Origin of the sequence: Metabacillus mangrovi (assembly GCF_009711125.1) — a bacterium.
Taxonomy (GTDB): Bacteria; Bacillota; Bacilli; order Bacillales; family Bacillaceae; genus Metabacillus_B; species Metabacillus_B mangrovi.
Map to the genome: position 1 here is coordinate 61,384 of NZ_WMIB01000003.1, position 26,332 is coordinate 87,715.

Annotated in this window: 25 protein-coding genes; 18 read left to right on the forward strand and 7 right to left on the reverse strand. The window is 47.7% G+C overall.

The window, feature by feature from the left end; translation table 11 throughout:
* The first annotated feature begins 116 nt into the window (after positions 1-116).
* From GKZ89_RS05460 to GKZ89_RS05475, 4 genes are all read left to right on the forward strand, one after another.
* Entirely contained in the window at positions 117-1,328 is a 1,212-nt protein-coding gene (locus GKZ89_RS05460; protein ID WP_155111391.1) for an argininosuccinate synthase, read from the forward strand.
* Complete coding sequence (gene argH / locus GKZ89_RS05465; protein ID WP_155111392.1) at positions 1,325-2,719, forward strand: argininosuccinate lyase; 1,395 nt, start codon at positions 1,325-1,327, stop codon at positions 2,717-2,719. The genes GKZ89_RS05460 and argH overlap by 4 nt, the downstream gene beginning before the upstream one ends.
* 54 nt (positions 2,720-2,773) lie before the next feature.
* On the forward strand, positions 2,774-2,932 hold the full coding sequence (locus GKZ89_RS05470; protein WP_155111393.1) for a hypothetical protein: 159 nt from the start codon (positions 2,774-2,776) through the stop codon (positions 2,930-2,932).
* Positions 2,933-3,250: 318 nt separating this feature from the next.
* Positions 3,251-4,495, forward strand: coding sequence for a YeeE/YedE family protein (locus GKZ89_RS05475; RefSeq protein WP_155111535.1), 1,245 nt, complete (start codon positions 3,251-3,253; stop codon positions 4,493-4,495).
* 70 nt (positions 4,496-4,565) lie between these two features.
* Here GKZ89_RS05475 and GKZ89_RS05480 read toward each other — a convergent pair whose 3' ends face one another.
* Complete coding sequence (locus tag GKZ89_RS05480; RefSeq protein ID WP_338324898.1) at positions 4,566-5,888, reverse strand: purine-cytosine permease family protein; 1,323 nt, start codon at positions 5,886-5,888, stop codon at positions 4,566-4,568.
* Positions 5,889-5,988: 100 nt separating this feature from the next.
* Between GKZ89_RS05480 and GKZ89_RS05485 the strand changes: the two genes are divergently transcribed.
* The 3 genes from GKZ89_RS05485 to GKZ89_RS05495 all read left to right on the forward strand — a co-directional run bounded on the left by GKZ89_RS05485 (position 5,989) and on the right by GKZ89_RS05495 (position 9,181).
* The gene (locus GKZ89_RS05485) at positions 5,989-6,753 is read left to right on the forward strand and encodes an SDR family oxidoreductase (RefSeq protein ID WP_155111395.1); all 765 of its coding nucleotides are present in this window, start codon (positions 5,989-5,991) and stop codon (positions 6,751-6,753) included.
* 81 nt (positions 6,754-6,834) lie between these two features.
* The gene (locus tag GKZ89_RS05490) at positions 6,835-7,515 is read left to right on the forward strand and encodes a metal-dependent hydrolase (protein WP_155111396.1); all 681 of its coding nucleotides are present in this window, start codon (positions 6,835-6,837) and stop codon (positions 7,513-7,515) included.
* Between the two features lie 349 nt (positions 7,516-7,864).
* The gene (locus tag GKZ89_RS05495; RefSeq protein ID WP_155111536.1) at positions 7,865-9,181 is read left to right on the forward strand and encodes a CBS domain-containing protein; all 1,317 of its coding nucleotides are present in this window, start codon (positions 7,865-7,867) and stop codon (positions 9,179-9,181) included.
* 53 nt (positions 9,182-9,234) lie between these two features.
* On the opposite strand, the gene GKZ89_RS05500 is transcribed toward GKZ89_RS05495, so the two are convergent.
* Positions 9,235-10,203, reverse strand: a complete 969-nt coding sequence (locus tag GKZ89_RS05500; protein ID WP_155111397.1) for a hypothetical protein — start codon at positions 10,201-10,203, stop codon at positions 9,235-9,237.
* Positions 10,204-10,262: 59 nt separating this feature from the next.
* Positions 10,263-10,565 carry a YtpI family protein gene (locus GKZ89_RS05505; protein ID WP_155111398.1) on the reverse strand — a complete coding sequence of 101 codons (303 nt, stop codon included), beginning with the start codon at positions 10,563-10,565 and terminating at the stop codon, positions 10,263-10,265.
* Positions 10,566-10,714: 149 nt separating this feature from the next.
* Between GKZ89_RS05505 and GKZ89_RS05510 the strand changes: the two genes are divergently transcribed.
* Positions 10,715-11,662, forward strand: coding sequence for a DHH family phosphoesterase (locus GKZ89_RS05510; RefSeq protein ID WP_155111399.1), 948 nt, complete (start codon positions 10,715-10,717; stop codon positions 11,660-11,662).
* A gap of 3 nt (positions 11,663-11,665) precedes the next feature.
* Here GKZ89_RS05510 and GKZ89_RS05515 read toward each other — a convergent pair whose 3' ends face one another.
* From GKZ89_RS05515 to ytrH, 3 genes are all read right to left on the reverse strand, one after another.
* Positions 11,666-11,875, reverse strand: coding sequence for a YtzJ family protein (locus GKZ89_RS05515; protein ID WP_155111400.1), 210 nt, complete (start codon positions 11,873-11,875; stop codon positions 11,666-11,668).
* Between the two features lie 92 nt (positions 11,876-11,967).
* Positions 11,968-12,471 (reverse strand): sporulation membrane protein YtrI, encoded by a 504-nt coding sequence (ytrI, locus tag GKZ89_RS05520; protein ID WP_155111401.1) that lies wholly within the window; start codon positions 12,469-12,471, stop codon positions 11,968-11,970.
* Positions 12,468-12,800: a sporulation membrane protein YtrH gene (gene ytrH, locus GKZ89_RS05525; protein WP_155111402.1), complete on the reverse strand. Its 333-nt coding sequence runs from the start codon at positions 12,798-12,800 to the stop codon at positions 12,468-12,470. The genes ytrI and ytrH overlap by 4 nt, the downstream gene beginning before the upstream one ends.
* 142 nt (positions 12,801-12,942) lie before the next feature.
* Here ytrH and dnaE point away from each other — a divergent pair, with 142 nt between their 5' ends.
* The 9 genes from dnaE to GKZ89_RS05570 all read left to right on the forward strand — a co-directional run bounded on the left by dnaE (position 12,943) and on the right by GKZ89_RS05570 (position 24,365).
* Entirely contained in the window at positions 12,943-16,308 is a 3,366-nt protein-coding gene (gene dnaE / locus GKZ89_RS05530; RefSeq protein WP_155111403.1) for a DNA polymerase III subunit alpha, read from the forward strand.
* A gap of 103 nt (positions 16,309-16,411) precedes the next feature.
* Positions 16,412-17,647: an NADP-dependent malic enzyme gene (gene ystJ, locus GKZ89_RS05535; protein WP_155111404.1), complete on the forward strand. Its 1,236-nt coding sequence runs from the start codon at positions 16,412-16,414 to the stop codon at positions 17,645-17,647.
* Between the two features lie 5 nt (positions 17,648-17,652).
* On the forward strand, positions 17,653-18,285 hold the full coding sequence (locus tag GKZ89_RS05540; protein WP_155111405.1) for a FadR/GntR family transcriptional regulator: 633 nt from the start codon (positions 17,653-17,655) through the stop codon (positions 18,283-18,285).
* A 177-nt stretch (positions 18,286-18,462) separates the two neighbouring features.
* On the forward strand, positions 18,463-19,320 hold the full coding sequence (gene accD / locus GKZ89_RS05545; protein ID WP_155111406.1) for an acetyl-CoA carboxylase, carboxyltransferase subunit beta: 858 nt from the start codon (positions 18,463-18,465) through the stop codon (positions 19,318-19,320).
* Positions 19,317-20,288 (forward strand): acetyl-CoA carboxylase carboxyl transferase subunit alpha, encoded by a 972-nt coding sequence (gene accA / locus GKZ89_RS05550; protein WP_155111407.1) that lies wholly within the window; start codon positions 19,317-19,319, stop codon positions 20,286-20,288. Before accD ends, accA begins: the two co-directional genes overlap by 4 nt.
* A 182-nt stretch (positions 20,289-20,470) precedes the next feature.
* Positions 20,471-20,818 carry a hypothetical protein gene (locus GKZ89_RS05555; RefSeq protein ID WP_155111408.1) on the forward strand — a complete coding sequence of 116 codons (348 nt, stop codon included), beginning with the start codon at positions 20,471-20,473 and terminating at the stop codon, positions 20,816-20,818.
* A gap of 202 nt (positions 20,819-21,020) precedes the next feature.
* Positions 21,021-21,980, forward strand: coding sequence for a 6-phosphofructokinase (gene pfkA, locus GKZ89_RS05560; RefSeq protein WP_155111409.1), 960 nt, complete (start codon positions 21,021-21,023; stop codon positions 21,978-21,980).
* 54 nt (positions 21,981-22,034) lie between these two features.
* Positions 22,035-23,795, forward strand: a complete 1,761-nt coding sequence (pyk, locus tag GKZ89_RS05565) for a pyruvate kinase (protein ID WP_155111410.1) — start codon at positions 22,035-22,037, stop codon at positions 23,793-23,795.
* 180 nt (positions 23,796-23,975) lie between these two features.
* Positions 23,976-24,365, forward strand: a complete 390-nt coding sequence (locus tag GKZ89_RS05570) for an FxsA family protein (protein WP_155111411.1) — start codon at positions 23,976-23,978, stop codon at positions 24,363-24,365.
* 102 nt (positions 24,366-24,467) lie between these two features.
* On the opposite strand, the gene ytvI is transcribed toward GKZ89_RS05570, so the two are convergent.
* Entirely contained in the window at positions 24,468-25,574 is a 1,107-nt protein-coding gene (gene ytvI, locus GKZ89_RS05575; protein WP_162356526.1) for a sporulation integral membrane protein YtvI, read from the reverse strand.
* Positions 25,575-25,654: 80 nt separating this feature from the next.
* Between ytvI and GKZ89_RS05580 the strand changes: the two genes are divergently transcribed.
* Positions 25,655-26,113 (forward strand): DUF441 domain-containing protein, encoded by a 459-nt coding sequence (locus GKZ89_RS05580; RefSeq protein WP_155111413.1) that lies wholly within the window; start codon positions 25,655-25,657, stop codon positions 26,111-26,113.
* The last annotated feature ends 219 nt before the right edge of the window (positions 26,114-26,332 follow it).

Below are 26,332 nucleotides of genomic sequence, written 5' to 3' on the forward strand. Positions count from 1 at the left end.
TCATGAAAGAATTTCGAATATGGGTTGAAATATGAGCCAAACCTTGTTAAAGTTTCTTCTAAGATGTATTTTTATAAATTATAAAGTATTTTTATGCAATGTATACAGAGAGGGAGATGGAAATGAAACAAAAGGTTGTGCTCGCATATTCCGGAGGTCTTGATACTTCCGTTGCAATTAAATGGCTTCAGGAAAGAGGATACGATGTGGTTGCATGCTGTCTGGATGTCGGAGAAGGCAAGGACCTTGCTTTTATCCAGAGTAAAGCACTGCAGGTCGGAGCTTCAGAATCGTATGTCATTGATGCGAAAAAGGAGTTTGCGGAAGAATATGCGCTGCTCGCTCTGCAGGCACATGCGCTGTATGAAGAAAAGTATCCGCTTGTATCCGCACTTTCCCGTCCGCTGATCGCAAAAAAATTAGTGGAAGTCGCTGAAAAAGAAGGGGCTTCAGCTGTTGCACATGGATGCACAGGAAAAGGAAATGATCAGGTCCGGTTCGAAGTATCGATTAAAGCGCTGAATCCTGACCTGGAAGTACTCGCTCCAGTCCGTGAGTGGAGCTGGTCGCGTGAAGAGGAGATCGCCTACGCACAGGCCCATCAGATTCCAATCCCGATTAAGCTGGACAGTCCTTATTCCATCGACCAGAATCTCTGGGGGCGAAGCAATGAGTGCGGCATACTGGAGGATCCATGGGCTGCTCCTCCGGAGGAAGCTTATGACCTGACAGCTCCTCTTGAAAAAACACCGGATACACCAGACATCATTGAGCTTTCTTTTGAAAAAGGAGTTCCGAATGCGATCAACGGCATCAGCTGCCCGCTGGATGAACTGATCCTGCAGCTGAATGAACTGGCAGGCAAACACGGGGTCGGAAGAATCGATCATGTGGAAAACCGCCTTGTCGGAATCAAATCGAGAGAAGTGTACGAGTGCCCGGGCGCGGTAACCCTGCTCAAAGCCCATAAAGAGCTTGAAGATCTGACCCTTATTAAAGATGTGGCGCATTTCAAACCGGTCATCGGACAGAAGCTCACTGAGCTCATCTATAACGGCCTTTGGTTCTCCCCGCTCAAGCAGGCACTGGAAGCATTCTTGAAAGAGACGCAGAAGCATGTGACAGGAACGGTACGCGTCAAGCTGTTTAAAGGCCATGCGATCGTGGAGGGACGTAAATCACCATACTCCTTGTATGATGAGAAGCTGGCGACTTATACGGCAGAGGATGCGTTCGACCATCAGGCCGCAGCCGGTTTCATCTCACTCTATGGACTGCCGGTCAAAGTTAGCAGCATGGTGCAGAATCAAAAGAAGGTGGAAGCATGACAAAGCTTTGGGGCGGCAGATTTCAGAAAACACCGGAGGAATGGGTGGATGATTTCGGAGCCTCCATTGAATTTGACCAGCAGCTTGCTGAAGAAGACCTGAAGGGGTCACTGGCACATGCACAAATGCTCGGGAAAACCGGGGTGCTGACCGAGCAGGAGACGAAGCTCATTATTAGCGGACTCCAAACGCTACAGGGCAAAGCAAAAAGAGGGGAATTAGCATTCTCATCCAAATATGAGGATATCCATTTGAACCTAGAAAAGCACTTAATAGATGAAATCGGTCCGCTCGGGGGGAAGCTGCATACCGGAAGAAGCCGGAACGACCAGGTGGCAACCGATATGCATCTGTATCTAAACAAGCATGTAGAGGATATCATCTCGAAAACAGAAGCCCTGCAAAAGGTATTGGTCACGAAAGCGGAGGAGCACGTCTACACGATCCTGCCGGGGTATACTCATCTGCAGAGAGCCCAGCCGATTTCCTTTGCCCATCATCTGCTGGCGTACTTCTGGATGCTTGAACGGGATAAGGAACGGTTAACGGAATCCCTCAAACGGATTCAGGTATCCCCTCTCGGAGCCGGTGCGCTGGCAGGAACTACATTTCCTCTCGACCGTACTTATACGGCAGAGCTGCTCGGTTTTCAAAGCATTTACGAAAACAGCCTCGATGCTGTCAGTGACAGGGACTTTATTCTCGAGTTTTTAAACAACAGCTCCCTGCTGATGATGCACCTGTCCAGATTTTGCGAAGAACTGATTCTCTGGTGCTCCCAGGAATTTCAGTTTATTGAGCTTGACGACACATATGCGACGGGCAGTTCCATGATGCCGCAAAAGAAAAACCCGGATATGGCTGAACTGATCAGAGGAAAAACAGGCCGCGTGTACGGGAACCTGTTTTCGCTCCTGACCGTTATGAAAGGTCTTCCCCTTGCCTATAACAAAGACCTGCAGGAGGATAAAGAGGGCATGTTCGATACGGTCAAGACGGTGGAAGGAAGTCTTGAAATCTTCGCCGGAATGATCAATACAATGAAGGTGAATAAAGATGCGATGGGCCAGGCGGTAAGAGAAGACTTTTCCAATGCGACAGAGCTTGCCGATTACCTGGCGAAAAAAGGGATGCCGTTCCGTGAAGCACATGAAGTCACAGGGAAACTAGTGTTCCTCTGCATCCAGAAAGGCTGCTATTTAAAAGATCTGCAGCTGGAAGAATATGTTAACGCTTCTTCTCTGTTTGAAGAAGATCTGTATGAAGCCATTGATCCATTTGAAGCTGTTGCAAAAAGGCTCAGTGAAGGCGGAACCGGATTTGAGATGGTGAAAATAGCACTGGAGAAAGCGAAACACAGACTGGAAGATGTTACCTTGCAAACAAACTGAACAGATCTCACAGACTAGGACAGGAACTTATTTACCGTGAAGGAGGCCTGTCCCATGAAAAAAGAACCGAATAACGAATCCATCCAGTTCGATACAGAAGCGGGAGAAGAAACATCCCAGCAAATCAAAAATGCATACGAAAGCGGAGTAATTGAACAAAACTTCAATGAAAGCTTTACTGCAGACCAGGAAGAAAAATCAGATCAAATCTAAAAGAAGGAAGACCAGGGGCTGATAGATCAGCCGTCCGGGTCTTCTTTTTTTTACGTGATTGCCAGCCCCTTTTTTGACCTTGTTGAAGCAAGTCGCTGATTTTTCACATATGTTGATTGGACTTGGGCCGTTAACCGAGCAGGAGAGAAATGCACGATGTGAAACGGACCTTCTGGTTAAAGAGCGGGGTCTGTTTCAGTAATAAGAACATCGTAAACAAAGACCCCTCAAGTTCATGATTTTACGGCACATGTGATCTGCGTTATAATTAAAACCAATTAAATCAATCGGAATGAGGTGCTTAAGTTGCAGAATGTTATGTTAGAAAATACTGCCCGGCACAGCGGCACTGATCATAATGATCTCTCACTGAAATCACCTGTTCAGAAAAAGCTGGTGGCCGCCGGCCTGGCGGGCAGTCTTATCCTTCTGGCTGCAGCCTTCCTCGTCGGGGGCGGAGTTCAGGCTGTATTGTTTGTCATCGGGTTAGCGCTAGGTTTTACGCTGCTTCATGCGAGGTTCGGCTTTACTTCGGCGTTCAGAAGATTGATTGCTGTCGGCAATCCGGAGGCGCTGAAAGCACATCTCATCATGCTGGCGGCAGCCTCAATCCTGTTCGCCATCATATTGGGAACCCAATTCAGTTTTACAGGAATTGATCCGAAGGGGTATGTTTCTCCGGTTGGTGTCAGTGTAATCTTTGGTGCTTTTATTTTCGGCATCGGCATGCAGCTCGGAGGCGGGTGTGCATCAGGAACCCTGTATTCTCTTGGAGGCGGATCTTCCTCGATGATTCTGACTCTTGTCAGCTTTATTGCTGGAGCAACCATCGGGGCCTCCCATTTATCCTTTTGGCTGAATGACACCCCGTCCCTGCCGCCTGTTTCTCTAGCTGAAACGACAGGCTTTGGCTATTTTGGGGCTGTTGTCCTTCAACTCGTCCTGTTCGCGGTCATTTACTGGGTGATCGTCCAGTTTGCAAAAAGGAAAAACCCGCCAATGATCAAGCCTCTTCCAAAGGCAGCAGGATGGAAAAGAATTTTCAGAGGGTCCTGGCCGTTATATACAGCAGCCATCGTTCTCGCTATTCTGAATGCTCTTATTTTAACGATAAGAGGGGAACCATGGGGCATTACCTCTGCCTTTTCCCTATGGGGCTCCAAATTGCTGATGGTTTTCGGCACGGATCCTTCGCAGTGGGGCTATTTTGAAGGAGCGAAAAGAGAGGCTCTCTATGCATCTGTTTTTAAGGATTCTACCAGCCTGCTGAACTTCGGCATCATCCTGGGAGCCTTTCTGGCCTCCGCTGCAGCAGGAACCTTTAAGCCTTCTAAAATCAAACCGGGAATAGCTTTTGCCTCCATCATCGGCGGCCTTCTCATGGGATATGGGGCAAGACTTTCATTCGGATGCAATATAGGGGCCTACTTCGGCGGTATTGCTTCCTTCAGCCTGCATGGCTGGGTATGGATGGTGATGGCGCTGCTTGGTACAGCGCTGGCGTTAAAATTGAGACCACTGTTTGGCTTGAGCAACCCTAAACCGAATGACTCGGTTTGCTGAAGCTTGCGGCGGAAAGTGAAAAGGGAAACGCTTGAGCGTTTCCCTTTTTTTATTTGCGGAGGAGATTCGTTCAGTGTTTCTCCCACTGTCTGTCTTTCGGCAGCTTCAGGATAAGATACAGCACTCCCGCTGCAAAAAAACTGACAAACCCGGGAGCGGCCCATTCCGGAACGATCCAGTAAATAAGCATGCCGGCAGCCATCGCAGCGGCTGCGTCCTTATTGACCGCTTCTGTTTGGCTGAGGTTCTCTTCTGTGAAAATCCTCTTTTTTACGACTAGAAAATCTGCACATATGACCGCGCATAAAGGGATGACAAGATTTCCAAGAATGCTGATCCATGATTTTGCCTCCGTGACGACAGCAGGGAGAGTGCTTAACAGGATGCCTGCCGCTCCAAAAATCACAGCACTTTTTATCCTTCCAAGTGATGGGAAAATATTAAGAAGGCTGAAGCTCCCGGTATAGGCATTGCTCAAATTAATCGACACGAGCGAAAGAACAGCCGCAGTCAGTATGATTAGGAGAAGGGGTGGAGAATCTGTTAAGCGGGAAGCAGCCAGAAACGGGTTGATTTCCGAAAAATAAACCGCACTGTAAATCCCGAGAAAAGCTGTTAAAGCAAAACCTGCGAAATTTCCGGCGAGCATCCCCCAAAATCCGTGGCCAGGGGATTTTGCATAGCGGGTCATATCAGCCGAAGCGCTGACACCCGCAGCGTATTGTACGAATACGAGGCTTCCGAACAGCATCATGGCCCCGGCGCTTCCGGTTTCAGCAGAATAAGCACCGGCAGATGCAGGCAACGCCTCATCTGTAGTAAAGTATAAATAAGCAATGATTCCTTCGCCTGCGAGCAGGAAGGGAAGAAAATAGACGGTTGCTTTTTTTACAGCATGAAACCCGACGATTGTGATGGCAATCATCACTGCGCCAAGCCCGGCAGCAAGCACGGGAAAAGGCAGGCTGGCAGAGCCAAATCTTTTGAAACCTTCAAGGAGCATCCATGTGCCGCCGATGGTCTGCACAGCAAACCAGTAAAGGGAGATTAGCGAACGAATCGGGGAAGCCGCAAACCGGCCAAGCCGCGTTCCGATCATGCTCCGGATCGCATATTGTGCAGGCAGGCCGCTGACTGACCCCGGCAGCGACAAAAAGGATACGAGAATAAAGGCGAAGAGAGCACCGGACAGGACAGAGGCCATCGCCTGAGAGAAGCTTAATCCCCCTTCCAGGACAGCCAAAGCCGGAAGCAGAACATTGCCTGCATTAAATGAAAAAGTAAACTGGATAATGAAATACCCGGCCCAGCCGGTTTTTCTTAAATCTGCCGGCACAGCTTCGAGTCCAAAGCGCTCGAGCCGGACTGCGCTTCTCTTTTCGACTGGTATCACGCAAACAACCTGCTTCCTTATAGATGTATACATCATTTTACAGCAATAGACGCCATTCTAAAATAGATCACATTCATGTTCACGAAAGGAGCATGGCAAGATGAAGCATGCACTCATTACCGCCGGAACAAAAGGGCTGGGGAAAAAAGCGGTGGAAGCCTTTCTAAGCAAAGGCTATTCAGTTACTGCAACCTATAGAAGCGATCTTTCTGCTGCAGAATCATTGCGGGAGGAGTTCAGCCATCATCAGGACAGACTTTTGCTGCTGCAGGGGGATGTTACTGTAAAAAAAGACCTGGAGCATTTCATTGAAGCATCGATGAACACGTTCGGCCGGCTCGATTGTCTTGTAAACAATGCAGGACCTTATATTTTTGAAAGAAAAAAGCTGGCCGACTACTCAGATGAGGAATGGTACAGCATGATTGAAGGAAATTTGAGTGCTGTGTTCCATCTGTTCAAAAAAGCGGTCCCCATTATGCGCGAACAGCAATTCGGCAGGCTTATTACATATGGATTCCAGGATGCCGGAAATGCCCCGGGCTGGCTGAACCGGTCCGCTTTCAGCGCGGCAAAGGCAGGCCTTGTTTCATTAACAAAGACCATTGCTTATGAAGAAGCAGAAAACGGCATCACCGCGAATATGGTTTGCCCGGGAAATATTATGGGAGATATGAAAGAAGCGGATATTGTTACAGCAAGGAACCAGTATGATCCGGATACGCCAATCGGCCGTTCAGGTACCGGCGAGGATATTGCACGGATTATCACCTTTTTGTGTGAAGATCAATCTGACTTTATAACAGGGGCCATCATCGATGCGAACGGCGGAGCTGATGTGCTGAGGCGGAGAGCCGAAAAATAATGTCCGCTCGCATGTTTACTGAGAGGGCAATTGTGCTAAAGAAGAATAGATGCAAAACTATACGCAGGTGAGGTGCTCTAAATGGAAGTGACATACCATGGACATTCTGTACTCGAAATCCAGGCGAACGGCAAGACCATCTTTATCGACCCGTTCATCACAGGCAATGGGCAGTGCGATTTAAAGGCAGAGGATGTGAAGCTGGATGTTATTTTACTGACACACGGCCACAGTGACCATGTCGGTGACACGATTCAGCTTGCAAAGGATAACGATGCACTCGTAGTGGCTCCATTCGAACTCGCAAACTATTTAGGAACAAAAGGACTGAACGTGCATCCGATGCATATTGGCGGCTCTCATGAATTTGATTTCGGCAAGGTGAAGTTCACACAGGCTTTCCACGGTTCAAGCTTTGAAGAAGAGGACGGAACGATCGTATACACCGGCATGCCGGCAGGGATCCTGTTCACAGCTGACAACCAGACAATCTACCACGCGGGAGATACTGCCCTGTTCAGCGACATGAAAATGTATGGCGAACGCCATGTGATCGACGCAGCATTCCTGCCGATCGGCGATAACTTTACAATGGGACCGGAGGACGCCGCAGCCGCAGCCGAATGGCTCAAGGCGAAAACAGTTGTCCCGATCCACTACAATACGTTTCCCGTAATCGAACAGGATCCGGAACACTTCGTTTCCCTTCTTAACAGCGGAAACGGTCAAATTTTGAAAGCCGGAGAAAAACTGTCCTTATGATGAACAAAGAGACCGGTCAGTCTTAAGACTAGACTGGTTTTTTTATGCTCTTTCAAAACGTCAGTGAAAGGCTGAGATAGGTTTCCTAGCCGGAAAATAGAAAGTAAAAGAAAAAGATTCTTCGACATTTTCTGCAAGATTAGAGCGGAATTTTTATCTGCTCTTCCTCTATGAGCCACAACACCTTATCCTATGCAACCGGGCCATTCGCTTCACAAGGGTCCTCCTCATAAAGAACGGCATCCAAAACCCTTGTAAAATCTGACAAACCAATAACCTTCGTTGAAAGTGCGGCCTAAAGAAGATTATAATAAATACTGGAAATAAGAGCAGGCAAAGGGTGAAAAGCTTGGCGACAAAGCATGAGCAAATAATTAATTACATTGACTCGCTCGGAGTAGGAGAAAAGATATCCGTCCGGCAAATCGCGAAAGAAATGAATGTGAGTGAAGGAACTGCTTACCGTGCCATAAAGGAAGCGGAGAATAAAGGTTTTGTAAGTACCATTGAACGTGTAGGGACCATTCGGATCGAACGGAAAAAGAAAGAGAACATTGAAAAACTCACCTTCGCCGAAGTCGTTAACGTGGTCGAAGGTCAAGTGCTTGGAGGCCGGAGCGGTCTTCATAAGACGCTCAATAAGTTTGTCATCGGCGCGATGAAGCTGGAAGCCATGATGCGCTATACAGGGGCAGGCAACCTGCTGATCGTCGGCAACAGGACCAATGCCCATCAGCTGGCATTGGAAGCCGGGGCAGCGGTTCTTGTCACTGGGGGATTTGATACAGATGACCATGTCAAAAAGCTTGCTGACAAAATGGAGCTTCCGGTCATCTCGACAAGCTATGATACATTTACCGTTGCGACCATGATCAACAGAGCCATCTATGACCAGCTGATCAAAAAGGAAATCGTACTCGTGGAAGACATTCTGACTCCGGCCAGCCAGACCATTTGTTTAGAACCGTCCGACAAAGTCGGAAAATGGTATGAATACAATCAGGAGACAGGACACGGGCGGTTTCCGGTCATCGACCGGAACAATAAAGTTCTCGGAATGGTAACCTCCAAGGATATCATGGGTGTCGATAAGGACAGTCCGGTCGAGAAAGCGATGACCCGCAATCCGATTACAGTGAACGGTAAAACATCCGTTGCATCTGCTGCTCAGATGATGGTGTGGGAGGGGATTGAAGTGCTCCCTGTGACAGACAGCCATCAAAAGCTTGAAGGTATGATTTCGAGACAGGATGTCCTGAAAGCCCTTCAGGTCATTCAGAGACAGCCGCAAATCGGTGAAAAGCTGGATGATATTGTAACAAATCAGTTTTTGGATACAGAGACCATCAAAAGCGGACATGTGTACAAATGCAGCATAACACCCCAAATGACAAATCACCTTGGGACAATCTCCTATGGTGTATTTACAACACTGGTAACAGAAGCAGCGAACCGCTTGCTCCGTTCCCAGAAAAAAGGGGACCTCGTGGTTGAAAACCTCTCCATTCTGTTTTTGAAGCCAGTCCAGATGGACTCTGTCATTGAAATCCATCCCCGCATCCTCGAAGTCGGCAGGAAGTTCGGAAAAATGGATGTAGATGTATACAACGAAGGCAACATCGTCGGCAAAGCAATGATGATGGTTCAGATCATGGAGAGAAGCTGAACTGCCCGACTACAAAAAAAACCCGGTTTGCTTATTCAGCATTCCCGGGTTTTTTACTTTGTGAGGAAGCGGCTGGCAGGAGAGATTGGCTGCGGAAGCGGATAGAGGTGTATTGGAACGGACAAATAAAATGGAACGGTCAAATTATGGTGAAGAACGGCCAAATTAGAGAGTGCGTCGGCCAGATTAGTAGGGGCAACGGACAAATAAAGTGGTGCAGCGGACAAATAAAATAGAATGGACAAAATAAGGTGAACAACAGTCAAATTAGAGTGTCTGACGGCCAGATTAGTAGCGGCAACGGACAAATAACATGGTGCAGCGGACAAATAAAATGGAACGGTCAAAATAAGGTGAACAACGGCCAGATTAGCTGCGGCAACGGACAAATAACGTGGTGCAGCGGACAAATAAAATAGAATGGCCAAATTAAGGTGAACAATGGCCAAATTAGAGAGTGCAACGGCCAGATTATTTACCTCAACGGACAAATAACGTGGTTCAGCGGACAAATAAAATGGAACGGTCAAAATAAGGTGAAGTACGGCCAAATTAGAGAGTCTGACGGTCAGATTAGTAGCGGAAACGGACAAATAAAGTGGTGCAGCGGACAAATAAAATGGAACGGTCAAAATAAGGTGAAGTACGGCCAAATTAGAGAGTCTGACGGCCAGATTAGTAGCGGTAACGGACAGATAACATGGTGCAGCGGACAAATAAAATGGAACGGTCAAAATAAGGTGGACAACGGCCAAATTAGAGAGTGCAACGGCCAGATTAGAGAGTCTGACGGCCAGATTAGTAGCGGAAACGGACAAAAAACGTGGTGCAGTGGACAAATAACATGGTGAAACGGACAAATAAAATGGAACGGTCAAATTAAGATAAACAACGGCCAAATTAGAGAGTCTGACGGCCAGATTAGTAGCGGCAACGGACAAATAACGTGGTGCAGCGGACAAATAGAATACAACGGCCAAATTAAAGAAGCCGACGCCCAGATAACCGGCGTCAGCGGACAAATAAAGTGCTGCAGCGGCCAAATAAAACGCAACGGCCGGATTGCCCAGATTAAATCTGCCTACATAAATCCGTTTTCCGCTTCTTTGTCAGCCAGCGGCTTATAATGACGCCACGATCGGAAGCCTGCCCACATGCTTCCTGCCCCAAGAATCATAAAGAGAATGCCGATGCTGATGGAAACGGTGGATGGGTACAGGAAAAACTGGTTCAGTCCGAACAGGAAAACGAATACTCCGAGAGACATGCTTGATTTTCCGGAGAAAACAGCCCGCTGGAGCGGTTTCTTGGACCGGAAGTGCTTTACTTTGTATGTTAGATAAAATCCAAATGATACGATTATGAAAAAGGCTAATATCGGCATGCAGTCCGCCTCCTGAATATTCTGTATAGTATATTTTATCTTTAGCAGGACGTTTTTTCCATCTTTCTTTTGAATTCTGAAAAGCTGTCTTTAAGTTCTTTTCAGGGTATGTTTTAATAAATAGTATAAAAATACTAAAGGAGAACGAAATGAAAGAGAAAATTCTGGATGCTGTACAGCAGTTTGAAACGATCATCATTCATCGCCATGTCCGTCCTGATCCTGATGCATTGGGGTCACAGTGCGGTCTTGCCGAGGTGCTAAAAAGCTCTTTTCCTGATAAGAAGATTCTCGTTACAGGTGAGACCGAACCGTTTCTTGAATTTTTATACAGAATGGACGAGGTTTCGGATGAAGATTACAGAGAAGCACTCGTTATCGTCTGTGATACGGCCAATCAGGAGCGGATCAGTGATCAGCGTTATGGAAAAGGGAAAATGCTTATCAAAATTGACCATCATCCAAATGAGGATCAATACGGGGATCTAATCTGGGTGGATACTTCGGCAAGCTCGGTCAGTGAAATGATTTACGAGTTTTACTTGAGCGGAAAAGACAGAGGGCTTGAAATCAGCCAGAAGGGAGCAGAAGTCATTTATGCGGGAATCGTAGGGGATACAGGAAGGTTCCTTTTCCCGAGCACTACAGACCGCACCTTCAAATATGCAAGTGAGCTGATTGATTTCGGTTTCCCGCTGAACAGCCTGTACAGTGAATTATACAAAACAAAAATCAACGTAGCGAAGCTGAGCGGATATGTACTTCAGAATTTTGAGGTAACCCCGTCAGGTGCTGCAAGTGTGATTATCCGAAGTGATTTGCTTGAAAAATATGAAACAACTCCTTCAGAGGCTTCTCAGCTTGTCAGTATTTTGGGGGACATTGAGGGAATGACAGCCTGGGTATTTTTTGTTGAGGAAAAAGATCAGATTCGGGTGCGCCTGCGTTCAAAAGGGCCTGTGATCAATGGATTGGCAAAAAGATACCGTGGAGGCGGGCATCCTTTAGCTGCCGGAGCCTCCATTGAAAAGTGGGAAGAGGCAGAAAAAGTGTTCGAAGAACTGGAGACCATCTGCAGGGAATACCGGGGCGTTTAGCAATCAGGAGGCAGAAGGCCCGCCGGAGCCCGATGCTTCAGGAATGAACCAGCTTCCGATATCTGTAACATCTTCATACACACTCAGCTTAAGCTTGCTGATTTCTTTTTTCAGCAGGCTTGCCATTTCCGGTGATTCAGCATAAGCAGAATATCCGCTCATTATTCTTTCCACTTTTTCTTTTATAAACAGCTTTTGTGTCAGCACCTCCATTTTGCTTCCTCCTTTTGGAATCATCTGTAAACCTATTGTATCCAAAGAGAAGGGATTTTGCGATAAAATTGAATAAAAATTCAAAAAAATCCTCAATTTGCGAAAAAAACCTCTACTTCAATATGGATGGATGTATAAATAGTCATTTCTTTGACAAGCAGCCGGTAGTCCTTGTCATCGATCGGATACACTTTATTTTCAATGGTTTTCTTGATGATTTTCCTGCTCTCAAAAATACTCTCCAAATCCCTGTCCATGAGATCGGACAGGTCTTCCTTCGCTTCTATCTGTATTTTGTGGATCATAAGCGGGCTGAGCTTGAATCGTTCTCCGTTCAGTAAATGAACATTGATTTCCTGAACAGAAAGCTTTTTCGCTTGCTGCTCGTTCAATTCCCGGGATTCTTCCTGGTAGATGCTGTTGCTTTGCTTTAGCTCCATAATCGCTGATTCCTGCTTTTCCATAATCTTGACTTGTTTCTCCTGAAGGACCCCGTATGTGAAAAGGAAAACAGACCAGCTGATGACCGCCCCGGCCATAGTTCCGGCAAAAAAACGCTGCCAGCCCGGTTTTTTGTAGTAGGGAGGGATCCTCATGAAAGGTGCTCCTGGGTCAGCCAGGTAATCAGGAGCCAGCCGGTCTGGGCGCCTCCCATTGCTGATACGATCAGCATGACCTGCTTCAGGATATCCCTTGTTTCCCCGTTAAACAAACCTCTTTCAAAGCTGTAGAACGCATCAAAGGTTCCGCCGATCGCTGCGACGAGCGCCCAGATCTTGAGCCGGTTCGCAAATTCCAAGATGGTAGTCATAGGCGGCTCACCTGATAAATAAGCACCGATTCCGCCAATGATGCTTCCTCCGAGCAGGACCCCAAGAGCAATAAAATAACTGTCAATAAAAGCAGGCAGAAATGCTTTTTCCATGTGTGCATCACCTCTCCCTTCAATATATGGACAGACCCCGTAAAGTATGTTTTGAGCATCTGCCTGAAAGGGGCGGGATTTGAGAAGAGCGCACGTTTGTTCTATAATAAAAGGCATGAAAGCCGTTAGGATGGGATGATAAATGCCGTTTGTACATCTTCAATTACAAAGTTCATACAGTCTGCTGAACAGCTCTGTGCGGCTGGACCGTCTCGTGCAGAAGGCATCTGAACTTCATGTCAGCACATTGGCATTGACTGATTCAGGCGTTATGTACGGAGCTGTTTCGTTTTATAAACAATGTATTAGCAAAGGAATTAAACCGGTCATCGGTCTGACAGCAGCTGTGTTTCCCCCTCAGGAGAACGTTTCCGCAAGCTATCCGCTTATTCTTCTTGCAAAAAACCATACAGGCTACCAAAATCTGCTGAAAATCAGCAGCGCGCTGCAGACAAAATCACAGGACGGGATTCCCGACCGGTGGCTGAGAAGCTATGGTGAGGGACTTATCGCCATTTCCCCGGGCAGAGGCGGGTGGCTCGATTCCCTGCTTGAAAATGAAGAAAAAGAGGCAGCCGCAGAAGCTGCCGTTCACTATTTAAACCTGTTCGGAACCGATTCTTTTTTTATCGGCATTCAAAAAACCGAATTAAATGCGGAGGAAGATGCATTAAATGCCGGGCTGATTGAACTTGCAGCCAGTACAGGCGCTGAAATGGCCGCATTGAATGATGTGCGCTGCCTGGAAAAAGAAGACCACCTTGCTTTTCAGACCCTGCAGGCAATTCAGCAGGGCGCCAAGCTTGAGGAGAACCGGCAGGAGCAGTCAAACGAACGATATTTCAAGACGCCTCACGATATGGCAGAGCTGTTCCGCGACCTTCCGGATGCGCTGGAGAACACGCTTAAAATCGCGGACCGGTGCCATGTAGAGCTGGGACTTGGAAAGGCGCGGCTTCCCTCATTTCCAGCACCCGGCGGCGAACAGCCTGAAGAATATTTGGAAAGACTGTGCCTTGAAGGACTGAAAAAGCGATACCGCGAACCGTCTGAAGAGGCATACAGCAGGCTTACATATGAATTGGATGTCATCAGGAAGATGGGGTTCAGCGATTACTTCCTGATTGTATGGGATTTTATGAAATATGCGCATGAGCACGGCATCCTGACCGGACCGGGAAGAGGCTCTGCAGCAGGGTCGCTCGTTGCGTATGTGTTGGAGATTACGAATGTAGATCCTATTAAACACCGCCTTTTATTTGAACGGTTTCTCAATCCGGGCAGAATCAGCATGCCGGATATTGATATTGATTTTCCGGACACAAGAAGAGATGAAGTCATTGAATATGTGGCACGGAAATACGGAACGAACCGAGTGGCCCAGATTATTACGTTCGGAACCCTCGCCGCCCGGGCATCTATCAGGGATACGGCCAGGGTATTGGGGCTTTCACCGAAAGAAGCCGATCAGCTGGCCAAAAAGATCCCGACCGGTCCGGGGATCACGCTTGAAAAAGCACTGAAGGAATCTCCTTCCCTTGTAAAAGAAGTGCAGCAATCTCCACAAGCTGCAAAGGTTATGGACATCGCCCGTAAAATTGAAGGGCTGCCAAGACACGTATCGACTCATGCAGCGGGCGTCGTGTTCAGCGAGGAACCCCTTACTTCTGTTGTTCCGCTGAAGGAAGGCCATCAAGACGTATACTTAACCCAGTATTCCATGGATTATCTCGAGGAATTGGGGCTATTGAAAATGGATTTTCTCGGGTTGCGGAATCTTTCGCTGATCGAATCCATTATGAAAACGATCCGGGCTGCACAAAAACCGCTTCCTTCTTTCGAAGAAATCGGCTACAGCGACGAAAAAACTTTCCGGCTGCTCGGTGAGGGGGACACAACAGGAGTCTTTCAGCTGGAATCCGAGGGAATGCGGAGCGTTCTCAGAAGGCTGATGCCTGAAAGCCTTGAAGATATGGCAGCGGTAAACGCCCTTTACCGGCCGGGTCCGATGGAAAACATTCCGAACTATATCGAGAGAAAGCATGGGAAGGCACCTATCCACTATCCCCACCCCCATTTAGAGGAGATTTTAAAATCGACCTACGGAGTCATCGTTTATCAGGAGCAGATTATGGAGATCGCTTCAAAGATGGCCGGTTTTTCGCTGGGGGATGCTGACTTGCTCCGCAGAGCTGTTGGAAAGAAGAAAAAAGCTGTGCTTGATGAACAGCGGGAGCACTTCACAGCCGGATGCCTGAAGAAAGGCTACAGCAGCCGCGATGCGAACGAAGTATACGATCTGATTGTCCGTTTTGCCGATTACGGCTTCAACCGGAGCCATGCGGTTGCCTATAGTATGATCGGCTTTCAGCTCGCTTATCTGAAGGCCCATTACCCGCTGATATTTATGGCCGCACTTTTGACCAGTTCGGCCGGCAATGATGACCGGGTTGCCCAATACGTCAAAGAAGCCCGCGGCAAAAATCTGGAGATTCTGCCGCCTTCCGTTAATAAGAGCGAGGTTCCGTTCAGATTGGAAGGTGAGGGAATCCGCTACAGTCTTTCATCGATAAAAAATGTCGGTGTCGCTGCTGTAAAGGATATTTTCAGAGCCAGGAAGCAAAAGCCCTTCGAGGATCTGTTTGATTTCTGCCTCAGGGTTTCTGCTAAAACGGCAAACCGGAGAACGATAGAGGCACTTATTTTCTCAGGTGCTTTTGATGAATTCGGAGTGGCGAGGGAATCACTGCTTGCCACTCTTGATGCAGCCCTTGAGCACGCTGAGCTCATGAGGCCTGCTGACGGGGACGGCCAGATGGATCTGGGATTTGACGAGGAATTTGCGCTAAAGCCAAAGTATATTGAAGTTGAGCCCTTCACGATTGCAGAAAAGCTTCAGTTTGAAAAAGAAGCGCTCGGCTTCTATTTCTCCGACCATCCGGTCAGCAGCTATAAAAAGCTGCTGGAGGACCTGCACTCGGTGAAACTTGATCAGCTGGAAAAGAAGGCAGGAAGCTACTTCAAAGCAGGGGTTTACCTTTCAAAGGTCCGGACCATCCGCACCAAAAAAGGGGAACTCATGGCTTTCGTAACCATGAGTGATGAAACAGGAGACGCGGAAGGTGTGTGCTTTCCGCGGCAGTATTCCCTTTTGTCTGACCTGCTGACAGAAGGCCGGCTGCTTCTGGCGGAAGGAAAAGCGGAATGGCGTGATGATACGGTTCAATTCATCATTCAAAAAGCTGCCAAGCTGGATGAAGCAAAGCCTGTTGCCGGAGCAGGCAAGCTTTTTCTGAAAATAGACGGCAAAGACCGGCATACAGCGAAAATGACGGAACTGAAAAAAGTGATCGAGAAGCACAAAGGGGAAACGCCCGTTTACTTATACAATCCGGAAGATAAAAAAACGGTTCAGATCCCCGGGTTTAAAACGGTGTCCGCATCTGACAGCTGCATCCGGACGCTTAAAAATCTGCTGGGGGAAGACCACGTTGTGTTGAAAAAATGAGGATATTTAAAAAGCTTTGTCTGCGTTTCCTGCTTATGTTATAGTTTTTATATTACATAAGTGGTCAGACCACTCAAGCGGAATCCAAGAAGGAGTGAGCGTATTGTCTTTACGGGAAGAAGCGCTGCATATGCACCGCATCAACAAGGGGAAACTGGAATCTAAATCAAAGGTGCCGGTCCGGAATGCCAAGGATTTAAGCCTGGCCTATTCTCCAGGAGTAGCAGAGCCATGCAAAGCCATCTATGACGATAAAAGCAAAGTTTTTGATTATACAATGAAAGGCAACATGGTAGCAGTTGTTTCGGACGGCACTGCGGTGCTTGGGCTGGGAAACATCGGTCCGGAAGCAGCTCTACCTGTAATGGAAGGGAAAGCGGTTCTCTTCAAGAGTTTTGCAGGAGTGGATGCATTTCCGATCTGTCTGAATACAACGGATGTTGATAAGATAGTAGAGACAGTGAAGCTTCTTGAGCCGACTTTCGGCGGTGTGAACTTGGAGGATATCGCTGCCCCTAACTGTTTTGTCATTGAAGAAAGACTTAAGAAAGAAACGAACATTCCAATCTTCCACGATGACCAGCACGGAACAGCGATCGTCACAGCAGCAGGCCTCTTGAATGCCTTAAAGCTTGCGGGCAAGAAAATGTCTTCTATTAAAGTAGTAGCCAACGGTGCAGGTGCCGCAGGAATTGCCATTATCAAACTTTTATATAATTACGGTGTCCGTGATATCATCATGTGTGATTCCAAAGGTGCAATCTATGAAGGGCGCCCGGCTGGAATGAACAGTGTCAAAGACGAAGTAGCCAAGTTTACAAACCGCGAAAAACTGGACGGCACCCTTGCAGATGCAATGGTGGACGCAGATGTATTTATCGGTGTATCCGTAGAGGGCGCATTGACGAAAGAAATGGTTCAGACGATGAAGGAGAATCCGGTCATTTTCGCAATGGCCAATCCTGTTCCGGAAATCATGCCGGAGGATGCGCGTGAGGCGGGAGCTCTGGTCATCGGCACCGGCCGTTCCGATTTCCCGAACCAGGTCAATAATGTTCTTGCGTTCCCGGGAATTTTCAGGGGGGCTTTGGACGTCAGGGCCACCCACATTAATGAGCAAATGAAAATGGCTGCGGTTGAAGCGATTGCCGGCTTAATCGATGAGGCGGACATAACCCCGGACTATGTCATCCCTGCTCCGTTTGACCCAAGGGTAGCTCCTGCTGTTGCCGCTGCCGTTGCAAAAGCAGCAATGGAAACAGGCGTTGCAAGGATTAAAGTTTCTCCGGAAGAAGTCGCTGAAAAAACAAGACAGCTCGCCGTCATTGGCGAACATTGAGCAGGATGGACAGCGTACCCGGTCCTAAATCCAGGGTTTACGAGGAGACGCTTCAGCAAATCAGGCAAATCATCACTCATGACAGGCTCACACCCGGCGATAAAATTCCATCAGAACGAGAGCTGGCCGACCGCTTAAACGTCGGCCGTTCTTCTGTCAGAGAAGCGCTGCGCGCCCTCGAACTGCTGGGAATCATTGAGACGAGACGGGGAGAAGGAACTTTTATCAAAGATTTCCGGGAAAATCACCTCGTCAGAGTCTTGGGCCTCTATGTCCTTGAGGATGCCAAAGCTGTAGAAGATATTTTTGAGATGAGTGCTCTTATTGAAAAGCAGGCTATCGAAAAACTATTGGATAATCATGATAAGAAGGCGCTGATTCAGCTTGACCGGGAATTCAGAAAAGGCGATCTTTCCTGCGAACAGCTTATGGGGAAGCTGATCAAGCTTTCCGGAAACCGCCTTCTATACAGAACCTGGCTCGTACTGGGAGACTATCTGAAGGCGGGAATCACGCTGGAAGAACCGTCTGCTCCGGTATTCGAAGAGCTGCTCTCCGGACTCATCCTCAAAAATAAAAAACTTGTCCTGCTCGTTTACAAACAGATCAGCCAGTACAAAATTGTCCAATTAAGCTGACACCGTTTTACACAAAATGCAAAGCATGTTGTATAAAGTAATAGAAAAAGGCTTGTTTTTCTTAAGGAAAGCTGAAACGGAAGCCGGGACCGCAGGCGGCTGCAGCGGAAAATTCAGCAGCTCCGTTTAACACAGTCTTCAGGTTAATAAGAGTGAACGAACAGGGAGGTATCCAAGATGCTTAAGGATCTTTTTTCCAAGAAAAAAAAGTATGCTTCAATTCCGTCCGAACAGGCAAGGCAGGACGTTCCTGAAGGCATAATGACGAAATGCCCAAGCTGCAAGAAAATCATTTTAACCAAAGAGTTAACGAAAAACCTGAAAGTATGTGTGAACTGCGGCTATCACATGCAGATGAACGCAAAGGAACGCCTGAAAAGCCTGCTGGATGACCAATCGTTTAAAGAATATGATCAGGATATGATTTCCGAAAATCCCCTTGATTTCCCGGAATACATAGAAAAAGTGGAGAAAGACCGCAAAAAGACCTTACAGAACGAAGCCGTTGTTACGGGCGAAGGGACGATTGAAGGACTTCGGACCGTCATTGCTGTAATGGACGCAAGCTTCCGGATGGGAAGCATGGGTTCTGTCGTAGGTGAAAAGATTACAAGAGCGGTAGAACAGGCGAGAAAGCAAAAGACACCTTTCATCATTTTTACCGCTTCAGGCGGCGCGAGAATGCAGGAAGGCGTTTTGAGCCTGATGCAAATGGCGAAAACCAGTTCTGCCTTAAAGCTGTTCAGCAATGAGGGCGGACTCATCATTTCCGTGATGACCCACCCGACAACCGGCGGTGTATCGGCAAGCTTCGCGTCTCTTGGCGATTACAACCTTGCTGAACCGGGAGCCCTTATCGGGTTTGCGGGCAGGAGAATCATTGAACAGACCATCCGCGAAGAGCTTCCTGAGGATTTTCAGACAGCGGAATTTCTCCTCAAGCACGGCCAGCTGGATTCTGTAGTGCCAAGGCTTGAAATGAAAGAAACGCTCGCCAGAATACTGGATCTTCATCAAGGAGGCAGACAGGCATGATGGGAGAATTGGAATTTGAAAAGCCCGTAACAGAGTTACGGAAAAAAATCGCCGAATTGAAGGATTTTACTGCAACGGCCGATGTCGATTTGTCTTCTGAGATAGAACGGCTGGAAAACCGTCTGGAGAAGCTTGAAAAAGAGATTTATACAAATATCAGTCCATGGGACCGGGTACAAATTGCCCGCCATCCCCGGAGACCGACCACAATGGACTATGTGGAGCTTCTTTTCACGGACTTTTTTGAATGCCATGGAGACCGCTACTTCGGAGATGACGAAGCAATTATCGGCGGTATCGCAAAATTTAAAGGCATTCCTGTCACGGTAATTGGCCATCAGCGGGGGAAAGATACGAAGGAAAACATCCGCCGCAACTTTGGTTCCCCTCACCCGGAAGGCTATCGAAAAGCGCTCAGACTGATGAAGCAGGCCGACAAATTCGGCCGTCCGATTATTACCTTCATTGATACAAAAGGAGCATATCCAGGCAAGGCTGCAGAGGAACGGGGCCAAAGCGAAGCGATCGCAAAAAATCTTTTTGAAATGGCCGGCCTTTCCGTACCGGTCATCTGCATTGTCATCGGTGAAGGGGGAAGCGGGGGAGCACTTGGCATCGGCGTAGGAAATCATCTGCTCATGCTTGAAAACTCCACTTACTCTGTCATTTCTCCAGAAGGAGCCGCTGCCCTTCTGTGGAAAGATGCCAGCCAGGCGAAAAGAGCAGCAGAGTCCATGAAAATAACAGCGCCGGATCTCAAAAAGCTCGGTGTAGTCGACGAAATCATCGCCGAAGTAAAAGGCGGCGCCCACCGGGACGTTGAAGAACAGGCGTACCTGATCGAACCGTATGTGAGCAAATCACTAGAGTCTCTTATCAAAATGGATCGCGCATCGCTTATTGAGCACCGCTATGAAAAATATAAATCGATCGGCTCTTTTACAGAAGAAACCATAAGCAGCCGCTGACCTATATGAACCGGCCCCGAAAACGGGCCGGTTATTTGAGTGGAGTCAGGGGTGTATTCAGCGGAGAAGGGGAAAGTTGGCTGGGGTAAGGGGTATATTTAGCGGTGCTGCGGCAAGTTGGCTGACGCTTCGGGCAAGCTGGCTGAGGCGGTGCTGGTGGGAGACTGAAGGAGATGGGATGATTGCGGCCGGCAGCTCTCAAGGTTTCCGCCGGAATTGTGGTTTTGACCGATATCTTGCGGATTTCGCCGATATATCGTCATTTTGACCGATATATTCAAATTTTCGCCGATATATCGTCAACTTGGCCGATATATTTTAATTTCCGCCGATATCTGGATGAAGCGCATGAATTAGGCTCTGTTTACAACCCCGAAAAGCAGTTTCCCCCTTTTTTATCTGCCGGATCGGAGGGAACAGGGGCTATTTACGATCATTTTCCGCAGAAAAACCTTCTTAAACAGCCATTTTTCCCGTTTCCACGCAGGTTTCAGCTCCTCAGAAACGGAAAGAATTTTATTCGATTATGAAATACCTAAAATAAGTTAATGCTGTTAAAATTAGCTCCTTAAAATTTCTAACAAAGTTTTTCTTTCTGCAAAAAAGTATTGTATAATGAATACGGTTAGCAGGATATGAAGAATTTTCGACAAAAGTCGATTACGGTTTGTACTGCCATTTCCTTCATGTTATCTTAAAAGTACTTACATACTACCTATCGGGGTGAAGAAATTGAAAAGAATCGGCGTTTTGACAAGCGGAGGAGATTCTCCGGGCATGAATGCAGCGGTTCGCGCTGTAGTCCGTAAAGCAATTTACCATAACGTAGAGGTCTTTGGAATCTACCATGGTTATGCCGGATTAATTGCCGGTCATATAGAGAAATTAGAGCTTGGATCCGTAGGGGATATCATTCACCGCGGAGGCACAAAGCTTTACACAGCCCGCTGTCCTGAATTTAAAACGGTTGAAGGCCGGGAAAAAGGCATTGAGCAGCTGAAAAAGTTCGGAATTGAAGGTCTTGTTGTCATCGGCGGTGACGGGTCCTATATGGGCGCGAAGAAGCTTACTGAAATGGGCTTTCCATGTGTAGGTGTACCCGGTACGATCGACAACGATATTCCGGGAACGGATTTGACGATTGGTTTTGATACTGCGTTGAATACAGTAATCGATGCCATCGATAAGATCCGCGATACAGCAACGTCTCATGAGCGTACATATGTGATTGAAGTAATGGGCCGCCATGCAGGGGATATCGCTCTTTGGTCCGGTCTCGCTGGCGGTGCGGAAACCATCCTGATTCCGGAAGCGGATCACGATATGGATGATGTGGTCGGACGCCTTAAGAGAGGGCACGAGCGCGGCAAGAAGCACAGCATCATCATCGTTGCCGAGGGTGTTGGAAGCGGCGTGGAATTCGGGAAGAAGATTGAAGAGGCTACAAAATTTGAAACGAGGGTTTCCGTTTTGGGTCATATTCAGCGCGGCGGAACACCGACTGCAGCTGACCGGGTTCTTGCAAGCCGTTTAGGTGCTTATGCAGTGGAATTGCTCCTGGAAGAAAAGGGCGGCCGCTGTGTCGGAATCCAAAACAACCAGCTTGTTGATCATGACATTATTGAAATTCTTGAAACGAAGCACACAGTAGATCCGAAGCTTTACCAGCTTTCACAGGAGCTGTCCATTTAATCAAGCGGCCAGGTTGGTATCGTTTCCATAATTACATTAGGAGGAATTATCTGAATGCGTAAAACGAAAATAGTTTGTACGATTGGTCCTGCGAGTGAATCTGTTGAACAGCTGACAGCTCTTATGGAGGCAGGCATGAATGTTTGCCGCCTTAACTTTTCCCATGGAGATTTTGAAGAGCACGGAAACCGCATCGTAAACATCCGTGAAGCTTCCAGACTGACTGGCAAGACTGTAGCTATTCTTTTGGATACAAAAGGACCGGAAATCCGTACTCATTCCATGCAGGACGGAACAATGGAACTCGTAGCAGGAAACGAAGTCATCGTTTCAATGAATGAAGTCATCGGAACACCGGAGAAATTCTCCATCAGCTACGAAGGTCTCGTAAATGATGTTCAGCCTGGATCTACCATTCTTCTTGATGATGGACTGATCGGACTTGAAGTGATTGAAGTGCACGCTGCTGCCGGCGAAATCAGAACAAAAATCATGAACAGCGGTACGCTTAAGAACAAAAAAGGTGTAAACGTTCCTGGTGTCAGTGTAAATCTTCCTGGAATTACAGAAAAAGACGCGAAGGATATCGTTTTCGGAATCGAGCAGGGAGTAGACTTTATTGCTGCTTCATTTGTACGCCGTGCATCTGATGTTCTGGAAATCCGTGAACTTCTTGAGGAGCACAAAGCAGCGGATATCCAAATCATTCCGAAGATTGAAAACCAGGAAGGCGTAGACAACATTAACGAAATCCTTGAGGTTTCAGACGGCCTTATGGTAGCGCGCGGAGATTTGGGTGTGGAAATTCCTGCTGAGGAAGTTCCGCTCGTTCAAAAAGATCTGATCAAAAAGTGCAATGCACTTGGCAAGCCTGTTATTACAGCAACACAGATGCTTGACAGCATGCAGCGCAACCCTCGTCCGACACGTGCGGAAGCAAGTGACGTAGCGAACGCCATCTTTGACGGCACGGATGCCATTATGCTTTCCGGTGAAACGGCTGCGGGCCAATACCCGATCGAAGCGGTTCAGACGATGCACAATATCGCATCAAGAGCAGAACAGGCTCTTGATTATAAAGGAACTCTTTCCAAACGCCGCGAAGAAACAGGCATGACCATCACAGATGCGATTGGCCAGTCTGTTGCTCACACAGCGCTGAATTTGAATACGGCTGCTATTGTAACGCCTACAGAGAGCGGACATACAGCTAGAATGATTTCCAAATACCGTCCGAAAGCACCGATTGCTGCGATCACCTCCTGTGATTCAGTATCCAGAAAGCTTTCTCTTGTATGGGGCGTTTATTCCAAAACGGGCACAAAAGCTGCTTCTACGGATGAAATGCTTGAAAATGCCGTGCAGGAATCCATCAACACAGGAATCGTCAAGCATGGTGATCTGATCGTGATCACTGCAGGTGTTCCGATTGGTGAAGCGGGCACTACAAACCTTATGAAAGTGTATATTGTTGGAGATATCCTTGCAAAAGGTCAGGGGATCGGCCGCAAATCCGCTTTTGGTAAAGTTGTTGTAGCGAACAATGCCGAAGAAGCTTCTGCAAAAATGACAGAAGGCGCCATCCTCGTAACACGCGGTACTGACCGTGATATGATGGATGCGCTTGGAAAAGCATCGGCCCTAATCGCTGAAGAAGGCGGATTGACAAGCCACGCAGCAGTTGTCGGGCTAAGCCTTGGAATCCCGGTAATCGTTGGCGTGGAAAACGCGACAGCGGTACTGGAAGACGGCATGGAAATTACAGTAGACGGTACACGCGGTGCCATCTATAAAGGACATGCCAGCGTCATCTAAAGAACGGCAGAAAAAGGAGGGCCTTAAGCCTTCCTTTTTTTATAACTGCTTTTAAATTAGCATGCAGGGGAAGGAGACCGGTATAATAAAAGGAATCCCTTTCATGACTGTGCCGTTCGCAGCACAGCAGCCTGTACCGGTGCGGATGGTAAAAAAACTACTAAGAATGGAGGCAGGAGCATGAAAAAAATAATGCTTTTGCTTATACTCATCCCGGCAGCTGAGCTGGGAATTCTGATTTGGTCAGGGAAGACAATAGGAATCCTTCCAACCATTCTCCTGATTCTTGCCACTGGAATCGGCGGAGCACTGCTTGCGAGAAAGCAGGGTCTTGAGACTTGGGAGCGTGCCCGGAATGCAATGAACAGAGGAATTCTTCCCGGAGAAGAGATCGTGGATGGCATGTGCATCCTGGCAGGAGCAATCATGCTCATGACCCCGGGGTTTGTTACAGATCTGGCCGGTTTTTTCCTTCTGCTCCCGTTTACGAGGAAGAAGGTAAAGCCTTTTATCCTGCGGGCTGTACAGCGGAGAATGAACAGGAACCGGGTAACCATCATCAAATCATAAGTACTATGACGGATACGGGAGTACCGTCTTTTTCTTTTGTGGAAATTCAGCAGTCCATCATAAGCAGTGGTGAATCTCAGCACAATAGCCTGAAGGGGCCATTCACTTCCGGACGAGATACCCCCAGATATCATGAAAAAGGCGGAGCTTGTATAAACTCTGCAGAACCGTCAGTACGAGAGGGCCGGCTGCCATTCCTATAAGCCCGAAGCATTTGTATCCTGCATAAATGCCGATCAGGGTGACGAGCGGATTTAAGCCTATGGAGCGGGAGTAGATTTTCGGTTCAAGGATCTGCCGGACTCCTGCAATAAGTAAAAACAGGACGGCAAGCCCGCTTGCAAGCTTTGTCTGCCCGGTCAACAGCAGGTAAAGGACCCAAGGGATAAATACGAGACCGCTGCCGGCATAAGGGATGAAATCGACGAAGCCGATCAGCAGCGTAACCGTTAACGCATGCGGAACCCCGAGAAAAAGCAAGCCTGGAAAAACCGCTGCCATTGTGATCAGGTTCAAAAGGATCTGAGCCTTGATCAGACCTGTGAAAGCTTTCCCGGTCTCCCTGCCAAGCATATAAAACCGGCTCAGTACAGGTTCAGGGAGCTTCCGGTTTAATAAAAGGATGATCCTGTCCCAATCCCTGCAAATGAAAAACGCCGCAAATACAATAATGACAGCCACACTGGCTGCATTGGGAATCCACATGATGACTGCCGGAATGGTGTTAAAGCACTCTCTGAGCAGGCTTCCGGCTTCTCCGATCAAACTGTTCCCGGCCTTTTTTAACTCGGTTAATACAGCCGTCTGCTGTGTCGGGTTCAAGGCAGAAAATTGTTCGGACGTCTTTGCGATCAGCGGGGAAACCTGGTGGGAAAGGATATGATTAAAGGCTCCTGACATGGAATTGAGCCATACCGGCAAAGAAAGGGCAGCATTTTGGATGAAGGCGGCGGTTTCAAGCGCTGCAAGCGCCGTGAGTCCTCCTGCAGCTGCTAAAAGGGCGGCCAGTACTGCGGCAGCTGAAAGCCCGGCCGGCATTCCTGTATATGCATGCACAAAATCTGCCGGTTTTTTAATCAGCCAGGCTAGAAAAAAGGCTAAAATAAAAGGATAAACTATAGGGAATGAAAGATAGAGGATACTTGCAGACGCGGCCAGCACAGCTGCAGCTGCAAGGACCCTTACGATGGCAAGCGCAAAATGATTCAATGCAATTCTCCTATCAAAAGAGGTTGTACTGTTATGTTTACTGGCCATTTCCATCAAACATTCCTAAAAGGAGGAAGCCAATGAATCAGGCTAGTGTATTTCTGCTCATTTTGCTTGGAATCGGCGTAGCTGCCAAAAATCAATCGCTGATGATCGCCGCCGGATTCCTGCTTTTGCTCAAATGGACCGGACTTGATTCCAAGATCTTTCCGTTGCTTCAGTCTAAAGGCATCAACTGGGGCGTGACCGTGATCACGATTGCTGTGCTCGTTCCGATCGCGACAGGGGAAATTGGCTTCAAACAGTTGGGCGAAGCAATGAAATCCTATTACGCATGGATTGCCCTCGGTTCAGGGATCGCAGTTGCCCTTATTGCCAAAAATGGAGTGACTCTTCTGGCGCAGGATCCGCACATAACGGCCGCACTCGTGCTGGGAACAATCTTAGCTGTGGCACTTTTTAATGGAGTGGCTGTGGGACCGCTGATTGGAGCGGGTATCGCTTATTTGGCGATGCAGCTCGTCAAGCTTTTCGGGTGATATAGCATAATAGCAATTAAATAATCGGATGTAAGGGGATGTGGCTTCTTTCATGCCATTTCCCTTTAAAAAAATTTTATTGCCAAATTTTTTTCCCCGCATTTCATTGCTTTCAATTCACAAACTTCTGATTATTGTTTATAATGAACGTAGACTATTAAATGGATGTATGCCCTTACACTGTGGAGCCGCCGCAGACTGAAAGTTCTGATTATTTTT

Coding starts and splice junctions, on each gene's coding strand:
- GKZ89_RS05460 (WP_155111391.1), top strand. CDS start 117: ATGGAAATGAAACAAAAGGTTGTGCTCGCATATTCCGGAGGTCTTGAT.
- argH (WP_155111392.1), top strand. CDS start 1,325: ATGACAAAGCTTTGGGGCGGCAGATTTCAGAAAACACCGGAGGAATGG.
- GKZ89_RS05470 (WP_155111393.1), top strand. CDS start 2,774: ATGAAAAAAGAACCGAATAACGAATCCATCCAGTTCGATACAGAAGCG.
- GKZ89_RS05475 (WP_155111535.1), top strand. CDS start 3,251: ATGTTAGAAAATACTGCCCGGCACAGCGGCACTGATCATAATGATCTC.
- GKZ89_RS05485 (WP_155111395.1), top strand. CDS start 5,989: ATGAAGCATGCACTCATTACCGCCGGAACAAAAGGGCTGGGGAAAAAA.
- GKZ89_RS05490 (WP_155111396.1), top strand. CDS start 6,835: ATGGAAGTGACATACCATGGACATTCTGTACTCGAAATCCAGGCGAAC.
- GKZ89_RS05505 (WP_155111398.1), bottom strand. CDS start 10,565: ATGCCGATATTAGCCTTTTTCATAATCGTATCATTTGGATTTTATCTA.
- GKZ89_RS05510 (WP_155111399.1), top strand. CDS start 10,715: ATGAAAGAGAAAATTCTGGATGCTGTACAGCAGTTTGAAACGATCATC.
- GKZ89_RS05515 (WP_155111400.1), bottom strand. CDS start 11,875: ATGGAGGTGCTGACACAAAAGCTGTTTATAAAAGAAAAAGTGGAAAGA.
- ytrI (WP_155111401.1), bottom strand. CDS start 12,471: ATGAGGATCCCTCCCTACTACAAAAAACCGGGCTGGCAGCGTTTTTTT.
- ytrH (WP_155111402.1), bottom strand. CDS start 12,800: ATGGAAAAAGCATTTCTGCCTGCTTTTATTGACAGTTATTTTATTGCT.
- dnaE (WP_155111403.1), top strand. CDS start 12,943: ATGCCGTTTGTACATCTTCAATTACAAAGTTCATACAGTCTGCTGAAC.
- GKZ89_RS05540 (WP_155111405.1), top strand. CDS start 17,653: ATGGACAGCGTACCCGGTCCTAAATCCAGGGTTTACGAGGAGACGCTT.
- accD (WP_155111406.1), top strand. CDS start 18,463: ATGCTTAAGGATCTTTTTTCCAAGAAAAAAAAGTATGCTTCAATTCCG.
- accA (WP_155111407.1), top strand. CDS start 19,317: ATGATGGGAGAATTGGAATTTGAAAAGCCCGTAACAGAGTTACGGAAA.
- pyk (WP_155111410.1), top strand. CDS start 22,035: ATGCGTAAAACGAAAATAGTTTGTACGATTGGTCCTGCGAGTGAATCT.
- GKZ89_RS05570 (WP_155111411.1), top strand. CDS start 23,976: ATGAAAAAAATAATGCTTTTGCTTATACTCATCCCGGCAGCTGAGCTG.
- GKZ89_RS05580 (WP_155111413.1), top strand. CDS start 25,655: ATGAATCAGGCTAGTGTATTTCTGCTCATTTTGCTTGGAATCGGCGTA.